The organism is Porphyromonas catoniae ATCC 51270, assembly GCF_000565015.1.
Lineage (GTDB): Bacteria > Bacteroidota > Bacteroidia > Bacteroidales > Porphyromonadaceae > Porphyromonas > Porphyromonas catoniae.
The window spans coordinates 153,326-165,545 of sequence record NZ_JDFF01000009.1 but is presented as its reverse complement, the minus strand read 5'-3'; the positions used below and the strand labels follow the sequence as shown (position 1 = coordinate 165,545).

The window sequence follows — 12,220 nt, the reverse complement described above, 5'->3', positions numbered from 1 at the left end:
TTGCCCCCGCTTCACTTTAGTCCCTCTTACCTCTTGTTGTAGAAAGGACGAGTCCACAGGGTGATAGAAGCAAATCCACCAACTCCACCATCTACACCATTAGGCAAGTAATCGGATATTTCTGTCTTCGTAGCAACTGGGCCTGTAGATTCCCCCAGACTTAGGGATCCGTAAATAAAAGGCTTACCATTCTTTTGTATTCCCCAGTATGCTAGGTAAGTAGACATGCCATAGGGGCCTGAACCAGATCCAAAATAATCTACTGTGTCATGCTCCTCAACAAAAAGTCGAGTAATATTCCTCTCGGGATGGGTATCCCACCAGCTAGCATTCTGGAGTGTACTTAGAGTTACATCTTCCCAGAGAGGCACCCAACGACAGGTGATTTGGAGATGAGAGAATGCACCTCCAGAGTCGTACCAGTGATATCGCCATGCGGAACGGAAAGGACTATTCTTGTACCGAATCGCATAGGTCTCTCCTAAGCTAGTGAGAAGCTCTCCAGTATTTTCAAAATCACTCTTATAGGTTTGTACCGGATGTTCACCCCATTCTATAACCTCGTCAACATCCATATACTCGAGGGCTGCCCATGGATCCACAAGTATATTCGCAGTTCCACCTGCCCAAAAAGGGAATATACTACTTGCCTCTTCTACGGTAGGCAAATGCTGTCCAGCAGGTATCAAGTTGCGTAAAGCTAACACATCTGCAGCTCTAGAGATGATGTCACTTGGTCCATTACTCTCTGTGATGTACTCCAGTGGGAGCTTGATACGTTGAGTCGCCTGAGCCGTGAGGCTACGTATCTGACCATTTCGTAGTGGTGTGGTTGTTGACCTTTTCTGATGGTCGGTAAGGAAGTACGGTGTCGGGTGCTGGATCGCGGTATTATCAAATTTACCTCCTAGATAGACCGTTGTCTCTGGCGTCGTTACACCTGTCCTAGGCATTATCCACACCAGATAGGTTTTATCTTCATCAATCTTGTTGTATTGGAGGGCATGAGTAGAGGCGAGGTCATACTTGAGGAAGGCATCGCCCTGGCCTGACTTAGTTACCCATTTGGGGATATCACCTCCAACTATGCTGGAGGGGCTCATGTCAAAGCTCCCTTCATCATCAAAGGCATTCGACTGAATAACTAGAGGCCCATCAAGCGTTATATTCGCCTTGTTCTCAACTTGATTACCAAGCTTAACTCGGAGCATTACACCCTGAGGATGGAAAGGCACAGTAGTTTTGGTTGATACCTGTATCTTCCCTTCATACTCTGAGCACGCTAGCTCCATCCAGGGAGAGACCCATGGGACAACGATGCTATTAGGTGTCGCACTATTTATTGGCTTGAGAGACGTATGCAGGTCTGTCTGCGATACGTTTACCTTCATGCCTGTTGCATCTAAATCTCCTCCTATGACGGCACACATGTACCATGTAGCAGAGGAGCTGGGTGAGATATTGAGTCCAGCAGGGATCGTTAGCTTAAAGGCACGCAGACGTAGTCTTTGTGTGCCAGGGATACGATCCCATAGGATTGTCTGAGCAAAAGACTCCCCGATAGAATTGCGGAATATGCAGTGCACTGGCACTTGGGTGATATCATCTGCTAAAAGCTTGCTAATCTTCCTCCCGTCCGAGCCTACGGGGATGCTGGGCAGTCCTGCGACACGAAGTTCTGGACCAACCCCTTCGGCCGTGAAGCTGATAGCGTATTCGTTACTTGTTTGAGCCAAATCTAGGTCGCTCTGCTTATTGCAACCCATCAGCCCTACTAGTCCTAGAAAGACTAGGATAATCTTCGTAAATCTAATCACACACATTTTAGTTGTTATGTCACGCAGATATTAGCGGATATTAGTTGATGAAATGGAAACGGATGAAATGGAAAATCTAGTCGTTGACTCATTCCTCTGAAACATTACAATCAGCGAATGACTTATCCCCTACATAGAAGAACCTCAAGACTGTGATATTTTCGTGGTAATGAAAAAATCATGAAGTCAATCTGGGCGCAAAGATACACAATTACTCTTGTACTTCCAGCCATCCTCACCGAGGAATGTGTCAAGCATGTAGTGCATCTGATTCTCTATCTTCCTATGATTACGGATGGCGCTACAGAGACACGCTCGCTATCTGTATAGAATAGTAGGCTATTGCGAATGGTCCCTTGATGTTGTTGATAGGGAGAGTTTGACCTCTTGAAAAACGCCCTAGCTAAAGGCTCTCTAGAGGGGGCGTTGCGAGTTACCATAAGTCGTCTCAGAGAGTTATGGTAACTCGTTTGAACGAGTTATGGTAACTCGTCATGAAGAGTTATGGTAAGTCGTTTCGGAGAGTTGTGGTAACTCGTAGAGGCTCCCATCTATCTGTCTGTTTGGTAGGTGATTAGTAGTGTGTCTGGAGGGCTTGCAAATATCATGGTGATGACGGCGAGAGCAGGAGCTGTCTCTTTGGATGAACATCGTGGAAAGGATGCCCCACAAGCCTGTGTAACCCTTCGTGCAGAAAGCTCCATACATCCTTTCAGAAGGGCTTCACGCTATCTGCCCTCCATGAGGTTGGGTAGGTGCCCTTTTTTGTGGCTAGGTACACCCATTTTCTTCGACAAAAGCCAGCATGACGTAAGGTGCCTGTGCTTTAGAAATCTCTGATGTAGACCTCTAGAGAGAGGCACCCTCTGGATGTTACGGAAAAATCGGCTATTTTTGTGGGCGTATTGTGCCTAGACATAAAGAATTCAAGATATAACAACTAAGTAACAAACACGATGCAAAACAAAGGATTTGTGACCTTCATCACAGCGAGTTTGGCTTTGATCTGTGCGTTTTACTTGTCGTTCTCCTTCATTACAAATCACTATGATAGTAAGGCGGAGAAGATGGGTGATGCCGCAGGCAAGGCATATCTCGACTCCATGGCCAACGAAAAGGTCTTCCTAGGCTATACGCTCAAGGAGGCTCGTCGTCAGCAGATCGGACTTGGCCTTGACCTCAAGGGAGGGATGAATGTGATCCTCAAGCTCAACGCTGGGGATCTGGTCAAGAACTTAGCCAACAACTCCGAAGACCCTAACTTCAAGAAAGCAATCGATGCTGCCTCCAAGAGCACCTCTCAGAGCAACTACATCGACCAGTTCGTCACCGAATACAAGAGGTTAGTGCCTAATGCAAATCTAGCTGTACTCTTCGGTGCTGGTGACCTACGTGATCAAATCAATCCTTCGACCTCGGAGGCTAAGGTCATTGAGCTCCTCAAGGAGAAGTATAACAGTGCGGTTGAGGCTTCGTTTAACGTCCTTCGTACACGTATCGACCGCTTCGGTGTCGTAGCTCCTAACCTACAGCGTCTGGAGGGTCAGGGGCGTATCCTCGTGGAGCTCCCTGGTGTCAAGGACCCAGAGCGTGTACGTGAGCTACTGCAGCGTAGTGCCAACCTTCAGTTCTGGCGCACCTATAAGTATGAAGAGATTGCCAGCGACCTTCAGGGTCTCAGCGCACGTCTCCTTGCGCTTTCTGCTCCCGAGGCTCAGCCGATCCCTGTCCCTGCAGAAAACCCATTAGATGACAGCCTCGCTGTTGTAGAAGTGCAAGAGCCTGCACCTGTGGCTAAGGCTCCCGTAGCTGTGCGTGATACACTGAGCAACTACCTCATGCTCGGTGGACGTGGTGGCGCAACGGTGGGTATGGCTCGCGATAAGGATCGCAACCGCATTGACTCACTCCTGGCCATTGCCTACGAGTACCAGCTCCTCCCAGAGGACCTTACCCTGCTCTGGGGTGCTAAGGCAATCCAAGACCCACAGACACGTAAGGTCACGGATCTCTATGAGCTGTATGCTATTCGTACCAATCGCTCAGGCAAGCCTGACCTCTCTGGGGACGTCGTTACCACAGCAAAGGCAGACGTTGATAACCGTGGTATCGGTGGTGTGAACCCACATGTCTCCATGTCTATGAACCCTGAGGGCGCACAGATTTGGGCACGCTTGACCAAGGAGAATGAGAAGCGCTCAATCGCAATCGTCCTCGATGGTGTCGTGTACTCTGCTCCTAACGTAGAGAATGAGATCACAGGTGGACAATCCTCAATATCTGGGAACTTTACCATTGAGGAGGCAACTGACCTTGCGAACGTGCTTAACTCAGGTAAGATGGAGACAAGTATCGTCATTGAGCAGGAGAACGTTGTCGGACCTACCCTTGGTAAGGCATCCATTCAGTCGGGGATTATCTCCTTCGCTATCGCACTAGTCCTGCTGATGATTTACATGTGCCTAGCCTATGGATTTGTCCCTGGTATGATTGCCAACCTAGCACTCGTGGTGAATAGTTTCTTCACGCTTGGTATCCTGGCTTCTTTCAATGCTGTGCTCACCCTCTCGGGGATCGCTGGTCTTGTCCTTACGCTGGGTATGGCTGTCGATGCCAACGTGCTCATCAACGAACGTATCAAGGAAGAGCTACGCCATGGTAAGGGGATGACTCGCGCTATCGCTGATGGGTATGGTAATGCCTTTAGCGCAATCTTTGACTCCAACCTTACGACGATTATCACGGGGGTAGTACTCTTCTACTTCGGTACTGGTCCTATCAGAGGGTTCGCTACGACTCTTATCATTGGTCTGATTGCGTCTTTCATTACAGCGGTCTTCCTGACCCGTATGGTCTTTGAGGCTCTTGACAAGCATCACAAGCTTGATAAGGTGACTTATACGACCTTCATGACCAAGAATCTCCTCGTTAATCCTACTTATAGCTTCCTCAGTGCCCGTATCAAGGGGTATGCTCTTCCTCTGCTTATTGTAGTGGCAGGTCTCGTAGGCTACTTCACTGTAGGTCTTAACCAAGGGATCGAATTCTCAGGTGGACGTAACTACATCGTTAAGTTTGACCAACAGGTCGATAACCAGCAGCTCCGAGACAAGCTTGCACCAGAGCTCGGTGGTAAGCTTGTACTTACCGCAATTGGTACGGAGGGTGACCAAGTACGTATCTCCACCAACTACCTCATTGAGGATGCAGGAGATGACGTAGAGCATCAGCTGGTAGATAAGCTCTACAATGGTCTAAGCAGCTTCTACAAGACCCAGCCAACGAAGGAGGTATTTGCCGACCAGTACATCGTTAGCTCACAGAAGGTGAGTGCGAGTATGTCGAGCGATATCACTCGTCAGGCACTTATCGCCGTTGGGCTCTCTCTGCTCTTCATGGCGATATATATCCTCATTCGTTTCCGTAATGTTGCCTTCTCTATTGGTGCGTTTGCCTCCGTCACGACGACGACGCTGATGATTATCGCTGTCTATGTCCTGCTCTGGAAGGTAATGCCTTTCACCATGGAGGTGGATCAGAACTTCATTGCGGCTCTGCTTGCTATCATCGGTTATGCAATTAACGACGTTGTGATTGTCTTCGACCGCATACGTGAGGAGATTGGTAATCACCCACAGGGAGATCGCTTTGAGATCGTCAACGGTGCGTTGAACTCAACGCTCTCTCGTACGTTGAATACCTCGTTCACGACCTTCCTTGTAATGGCAATCGTGTTCATGTTTGGCGGTGCTTCGATGCGTAGCTTCACCTTCGCAATCCTGCTTGGTGTCATCTTTGGTACGTACTGCACGCTCTTCGTTGCCACACCGATTGCTTACGAAGTAGCCAAGCGTCGTCGTGAGAAGGCAGCGACTAAGCCTGCTAAGTAGTCCTGCGCAGAAGGAATTAGATAATCGTAGATAAAGAGACCGTGCTTCTATCCCTCAGTGGATGAAGCACGGTCTCTTTGCTTTTTTCGTAAGGTTTTGGTACATATGCGTCTACCGCGGCGGATAGTTTCCCTCGATACCTTGGGGGAGGTATCCTCGTAACCTCCTTGTAGTTTCCCTCAGTACCTCGAGGGAGGTACCCCCGAAACCTCTGAGGGGCTTCTCTTGGTATCTCAAGAGGAGGTAATCTCAAGGGAGGCTAAAGGAGATCTGAGAAGGAGGAGTTTTGAGGCCTCGGTGAGGATGAAAGCCTTGGGGGAAAGGAGATGAGGAGGAAGAGGGCAGGGTAGGATGGAAAGAGAGGGGGGAAGACTCTAGGGGCATGGAAGGTAGCATTTAGAGGGTGGATATATCAACAAGAGGAGGGAAACACGTTATTTATAGAGCAACACCTGGTACATTTCCCTGAGGGGAATATGTTGAAACTGCTAATAAGAGACACAAGAGATGAGACACAAAGAGGCGTATGCTATCCTGTTGGGCTTAATCGTATCAGTGAGTATCTTTGCCTTATTCATCCACGCTAAGGATACAAAGAGCATGAACAGTCAGATAAAGACAAAAGAAATCTATCTAGCTGGGGGATGTTTCTGGGGGACAGAGCATTTCTTCAAGCAGGTGCGTGGGGTTATCTCCACCGAAGTAGGCTATGCCAATGGGAATAAGGAAAACCCTACCTACGAGGAGGTTTGCCAGCACAATACAGGCTTTGCTGAGACGGTGCATGTCGTCTATGATCCAGAGCAAATCACCCTTGAGAAGCTCCTTGACCTGTACTTCTTGACCATTGATCCTACATCGAAGGATCGCCAGGGTGGGGACATCGGGAACCAGTATCGTACGGGGATTTATTACACCGATAGTGCAGACCAAGCAGCGATACAAGCTGCCCTGCAGCGATTGCAGCAGCGATATACCGCTTCGCTAGCAATCGAGACTGGCCCTTTGCAGAACTTCTATTCAGCTGAAACCTATCATCAGGACTACTTAGACAAGAACCCTTCGGGCTATTGCCACATTCGCCCAGAGCTCTTTCGCCTAGCACGTGAGGCCAATCCCTATGTCAAGCCCTCTGACGACACCCTTAAGAAGCGACTCACCCCTACGCAGTATGCTGTGACGCAGAGAGGGGCAACGGAGCATGCCTTTGACAACGAATACTGGGATGAGCATCGGGAGGGGATCTATGTGGATATTACCACGGGGGAGCCTCTGTTTACCTCGCTAGATAAGTTCGACTCTGGCTGTGGATGGCCGAGCTTCTCCCGACCAATTGACACGGCGCGTATCGAGGAGAAGACAGATCTCTCGCACGGTATGCGTCGCATAGAAGTCCGAAGTAAGGGAGGAGAGGCACACCTCGGGCATGTCTTCGATGACGGCCCAGTGGCTAAGGGTGGCCTGCGCTACTGCATCAATAGTGCTGCCCTGCGCTTCATCCCTAAGGAAGAGATGAAGCGTGCAGGTTATGGTAAATACTTACACCTCTTTGAGAAAGGGGGAAAGTAGCCTTCTGTTGGAGCTGAGAGCATAGGGAATCTCTTGGCTTCATCCCTTGCCCTCAGCCTCGGAATTAGCTATCTTTGTAGCTAGAATATACAGAGTTATCTACACAAGGATGATGCCTGAGCTAGACGAAGAGCAAGAAGAAACGACCCCAAGAGAAGACTTCATGTCACTCACCGACCCCTCCGATGAAGAGCTGGGGGAGGCTGAGGAGACCACTTATCGCCCTCCCGAGGGCCTTCCCTATCGCCCTGAGATGGGGAGTCTATCACGTATGTATCGTACGTGGTTCCTAGACTATGCCTCCTATGTTATCCTAGAGCGTGCTGTACCTCATATTGATGACGGGCTAAAACCTGTACAACGACGTATCCTCTATAACATGAAGAAGGTCGATACGGGGAAGCTCATCAAGGTCGCCAACATCGTGGGGGAAACCATGAAGTACCACCCTCACGGAGATGCTTCCATCAATGATGCTCTTGTCCAGCTGGGACAGAAGGGATACCTCATCGACACGCAGGGGAACTGGGGGAACATCCTAACAGGTGATGCTGCAGCGGCAGGTCGTTATATCGAGGCGAAGCTCTCGGTCTTTGCTCTAGAGGCCGTCTTCAGTGACCGAGTCACGCCTTGGAAGAAAACCTATGATGGGACAACGGACGAGCCTGTGGCTCTTCCCGTCAAGTTCCCGCTCCTGCTTGCCCAGGGAGCAGAGGGGATTGCCGTGGGGCTCTCCTCTAAGATTCTCTCACATAACTTCGTTGAGCTAGCTGAGGCTGCATGTGCTTACCTTCGTGGTGAGAGCTTTACCCTTTACCCTGACTTCCCTACTGGAGGGATGATTGATGTCACACGCTACAATGATGGGGAGCGTGGGGGGAGCCTCAAGTCTCGTGCGAAGATCGATAAGCTGGATAGTAAGACGCTGAGTATCTCGGAGCTCCCAGCAGGTAAGACCACAACGACCCTCATAGAGTCCATACTCAAGGCTGTAGAGAAAGGCAAGATCCGCATCCGACGTGTCGATGATATGACAGCTGCTATGACGGACATCCGTCTGACCCTTGCCCCTGGAGTCTCTTCAGACAAGGCGATAGACGCACTCTATGCCTTCACTGACTGCGAGGTGAGCATCTCACCTAACTGCTGTGTCATCTACGAGGAGAAACCACTCTTCACCTCCGTGAGTGAACTCCTACGCTACAGCGTCGAAAGGACGAAGTACCTCTTTACAGAGGAGCTAAAGATTATGCTCCACGAGAAGGAGGAGGCCTACCTAGCAGCTTCGCTTGAGCGCATCTTCATCGAAGAGCGTATTTACAAGGATAAGGAGTTTGAAGAGGCACAGAGTGAGGAGGCTGCACTTGCCCATGTGGCAGAGCGGCTTGTCCCCTTCCACGATCGTCTACTTCGTGCTGTGACCGAGGATGACCTAAAGCGTCTGCTGGAGATACGTATGGCCCGTATCCTGCGCTTCAATCTCCCCAAGCACGAGGCTTACTTGCTCCAGCTAGAGGAGGAACTCAAGCAGCTCCGCTATGACCTAGATCACATCGTAGACTACACGATACGCTGGTATGAGCATCTGGTTAGTCGCTATGGGGCAAGCTACCCACGGCGAACAAAGATCACGAACTTTGGTACGATTGAGGCCTCTAAGGTAGCCGAGCTCGATACCAAGCTCTACATTAACCGTGAGGAGGGCTTCTTTGGTACGGGATTAAAGGATGCAGAGTTCGTGTGTAACTGCTCCTCGCTAGACGAGATCATTGTCATCCTGCGCTCGGGGAAGTATTTCGTAAGTAGAGTAGAGGAGAAGCGCTTCTATGGCGAGGAAGAGGTGCTATACATCGGACGTTACCAGCGTGGGGATGAACGCACAATCTACAACATCATGTACCGAGATGGTAAGATAGGGGCTGTGTATGCAAAGCGATTCAACGTACTCTCTATCATCCGTGACCGTGTCTATGATCTCTCCCGAGGAAAAGATGGCTCACGTATCCTCTACCTCTCGGCAAATGCCAATGGAGAGGCAGAGAAGGTCTCCATCAAGTTGAAGATAAGGAATGCACGGCAGAGGCTCTTTCAGTTTGAGAAGGATTTCTCCGAACTCCCTGTCAAGAGCCGAGGTAGTGTGGGCTTCCTTGTGACCAAGGCAGAGGTACACTCCATCACGCTTTCCTCGAAGGGTTTCTCCACGCTAGGTGGACGGGATGTATGGCTGGATCGTGATGTGATGCGACTCAATTATGATAGGCGAGGAGAGTATCTAGGTTCGTTCCATGCACGAGACCGCCTGCTCATCATCCGTGAGTCAGGAGAGTGCTACACAACGGATTTTGCTGAAGGGATCCATATAGAGGACGACCTGCTACGCATCGAGAAGTATCAAGAGAAGAAGCTTTGGACGGCTGTCTACTATGATGCCGATGCGGGGTGTGATTACATCAAGCGCTTCATGATTGAGCCCGAGCAAAAACGTGAGAATATCCTCGGGGACAACCCTCAGAATCGCTTCCTCATCCTCACCGATACCTATTACCCTCGTCTTGCCCTCGGCCGTAAGGAGAGAAGTGGAGAGATACGTATGTCAGAGCTGGATGTAGAGACGTTTGCGCTTGTCAAGGGCATTCGAGCTAAGGGGAAGCGACTAGCTAACTACCCTGTTGTAGAGCTCTCGGAGCTACCTCCGCTCAAGGAATCCCCAATTATCGAGGACGAGGAGCCTAATACCTCTACGGAGGAGGGCGAGGAAGATCTCTTTGCCCCCTCGGACTTCTCTCCCGAAGAGGACAACGCCACACAGCAATGAAGAAACGTATCACCTTGCTCTTCCTCTTAGTTTGTGCCTTGCTCCCTTGGGGGGCAAAGGCAGAGTGGTTCCCTACGGATAGCACGGCACATGAGGATAAGGCAAAGTCCTCCCTCTTTGCCGTCCCTCCTCCCCAGACACGCTTTCACAATGTCACGATGACTACTCGCTCCATTGGGATCGGGGGGATACTTCTGGGCGATACCTACCTTACGCCACTGAGCTACGGAGGGACACACTTCTCTTTCGTATCACAGTCCTTGCATCGTGGTTACAAGAGGCAGAGGGAATCCTCGCTTGCTCGTGGGTCTCTCTTTGCCTATACCCCTCGCACACTTGACCCGAAGTGGCTACACCACACGCTCTTCTCTCTCGGCTATGCTCGTACCCTCAACCCCGCGGGAAATGCGAATATCCATACTCTGGAGCTGAGCTACAGTCGTAGTTTGCTCCGCCAAGTAGCTTATGGTACATGGGGCGAACTCTTTGCTGGGGGAGCCCTTGCAGGGCGAGCTGAGGGACTTTACAGCACTCGTAATGGGAATAATCCAGGGACAATCCATGCATCCGTTGGGCTGAATGCCGCAGTGCTTTACAGCTTTCGCTTTGGGAATGATCGCTTTCCTATCCTTGCCAAGCTCTATGCAGAGACGAGGCTTGCTGGAGCAACGTTCTCACAGGAGTTTGGGGAGAGCTACTATGAGCTGTACTACTTCTCGCCGATAGGTAGACGCATACATTTCGCTCATTCCCTCAATACTCCCTCCCTTAGAGCTGTCGCAGGGTTTGATTTACCTATTCTGGACTACTGTACCCTCCATTTGGGCTATCATCTCTCTCTAGAGCGTCAAGTGATTAACCACTTGCGCTACTATCGCTCTACGCACAGCTTACTTGTGGGCTTTACCACAACTGCTCTTCCCTTGGGTGGGCGACGTATGGCTCGGTCATCTCAGCCTCCACTTCCCCTTTAGTTCGTACTATGTTTCGCAAGTTCCTTTATAGCCTCATTGCCTCAATTTGGGTACTCTCCTCGTGCTCTACTGTGGATGAGTTCTCCAGCGATCCGTATAAGAACTATGATCAGCTGTGGGAAACGCTGGATAAGAACTATTGTTACTTTGATTTGAAGCTTCCCAGGGGAGTTACCTGGCGTGACCTATATCATAAGCATAGAGTGCATCTGCGCCCGAATATGAGCTCTGATTCACTCTTCCTCATCATGACCCAGCTACTCTCAGAGCTGAAGGATGGACATGTGAATCTGGCTACCCCCTTTGACTACGGAAGGTATTGGCGTTGGAAATCAGATTACCCTCGGGGATACGATACGGAGCTTATTGAGGATTACCTCGGTGACGACTACCGTATCGCAGGGGCTATGCTCTACACAAGGCTGCAGAAGAACGGTCACTTAGCAGATAGCATCGGTTATATACGTCTCTCATCTTTTGCTTCGGGGCTGTCAGATGGGAACATTAATGCAGCTCTCTCTCGACTTGTTGATTGTCGTGCTCTCATCCTTGATATTCGAGGTAATGGCGGTGGTCAAGTAACCACTTCGGATCTCCTTGCTCGGCACTTTATCAACAAGGGACGGCTCATCGGCTATATGTCTCACAAGACAGGCCCAGGACATAATGATTTCTCCCTCAAACACCCACTCCATCTAAAGCCCCTAGAGCGTGGACTGAAGTGGCTACGCCCTGTCGTGCTGCTTGTTGATCGGGGTGTCTATAGTGCGGCTAATGACTTCACCCTACGCATGAAGGGTCTTCCCTTCGTCACGGTCATGGGTACACAAACTGGAGGAGGAGCAGGCCTGCCGATGTCCTCTGAGTTACCCAATGGGTGGGGGGTGCGCTTCTCTTCGAGTCGAACCTTTGATGCCTCTGGAGCAGATATTGAGTTTGGCATCCAGCCAGACAAGGAGCTACAATTCAGTCAAGAGAAGTCTCGGCTGGGGTATGACACCATGATTGAAGGTGCTGTTATCTACTTGAGAGACCGCTTTGAGAACTTTAAGCGGACTCGTCGCTGGGAGAAGTAACCTTCTTCCGTACTTCCTTTTCAACCTACTACTATCATCTGGGGATGTGAGCGGGTAGATTTCGACCGATACCCCTTGT

The 12,220-nt window shown here is 50.2% G+C and carries 7 protein-coding genes; 6 read left to right on the top strand and 1 reads right to left on the bottom strand.

The genetic code is table 11. The annotated features are described in order from the left end of the window. Positions 1 to 26: 26 nt before the first annotated feature. A complete protein-coding gene (locus HMPREF0636_RS02420; RefSeq protein WP_155807273.1) occupies positions 27 to 1,817 on the bottom strand; it encodes a hypothetical protein in 1,791 nt (596 codons plus the stop codon). A 180-nt stretch (positions 1,818 to 1,997) separates the two neighbouring features. On the opposite strand from HMPREF0636_RS02420, the gene HMPREF0636_RS08430 reads away from it, so the two are divergent. The 6 genes from HMPREF0636_RS08430 (at position 1,998) to HMPREF0636_RS02395 (ending at position 12,141) form a co-directional block, all read left to right on the top strand. Continuing rightward, positions 1,998 to 2,147 carry a hypothetical protein gene (locus HMPREF0636_RS08430; protein ID WP_155807272.1) on the top strand — a complete coding sequence of 50 codons (150 nt, stop codon included), beginning with the start codon at positions 1,998 to 2,000 and terminating at the stop codon, positions 2,145 to 2,147. A 626-nt stretch (positions 2,148 to 2,773) separates the two neighbouring features. After that, positions 2,774 to 5,707, top strand: coding sequence for a protein translocase subunit SecDF (gene secDF, locus HMPREF0636_RS02415; protein WP_044168253.1), 2,934 nt, complete (start codon positions 2,774 to 2,776; stop codon positions 5,705 to 5,707). A gap of 507 nt (positions 5,708 to 6,214) precedes the next feature. Further along, entirely contained in the window at positions 6,215 to 7,276 is a 1,062-nt protein-coding gene (gene msrB / locus HMPREF0636_RS02410) for a peptide-methionine (R)-S-oxide reductase MsrB (protein WP_044168252.1), read from the top strand. Between the two features lie 109 nt (positions 7,277 to 7,385). Further along, the gene (locus HMPREF0636_RS02405) at positions 7,386 to 10,091 is read left to right on the top strand and encodes a DNA gyrase/topoisomerase IV subunit A (RefSeq protein ID WP_044168251.1); all 2,706 of its coding nucleotides are present in this window, start codon (positions 7,386 to 7,388) and stop codon (positions 10,089 to 10,091) included. Further along, a complete protein-coding gene (locus HMPREF0636_RS02400; protein WP_044168250.1) occupies positions 10,088 to 11,065 on the top strand; it encodes a DUF3316 domain-containing protein in 978 nt (325 codons plus the stop codon). The genes HMPREF0636_RS02405 and HMPREF0636_RS02400 overlap by 4 nt, the downstream gene beginning before the upstream one ends. Positions 11,066 to 11,073: 8 nt before the next feature. Next, positions 11,074 to 12,141 carry a S41 family peptidase gene (locus HMPREF0636_RS02395; RefSeq protein ID WP_044168249.1) on the top strand — a complete coding sequence of 356 codons (1,068 nt, stop codon included), beginning with the start codon at positions 11,074 to 11,076 and terminating at the stop codon, positions 12,139 to 12,141. Positions 12,142 to 12,220 lie beyond the last annotated feature (79 nt).

Coding starts and splice junctions, on each gene's coding strand:
- HMPREF0636_RS02400 (WP_044168250.1), top strand. CDS start 10,088: ATGAAGAAACGTATCACCTTGCTCTTCCTCTTAGTTTGTGCCTTGCTC.
- HMPREF0636_RS02405 (WP_044168251.1), top strand. CDS start 7,386: ATGATGCCTGAGCTAGACGAAGAGCAAGAAGAAACGACCCCAAGAGAA.
- secDF (WP_044168253.1), top strand. CDS start 2,774: ATGCAAAACAAAGGATTTGTGACCTTCATCACAGCGAGTTTGGCTTTG.
- msrB (WP_044168252.1), top strand. CDS start 6,215: ATGAGACACAAAGAGGCGTATGCTATCCTGTTGGGCTTAATCGTATCA.
- HMPREF0636_RS08430 (WP_155807272.1), top strand. CDS start 1,998: ATGAAGTCAATCTGGGCGCAAAGATACACAATTACTCTTGTACTTCCA.
- HMPREF0636_RS02395 (WP_044168249.1), top strand. CDS start 11,074: ATGTTTCGCAAGTTCCTTTATAGCCTCATTGCCTCAATTTGGGTACTC.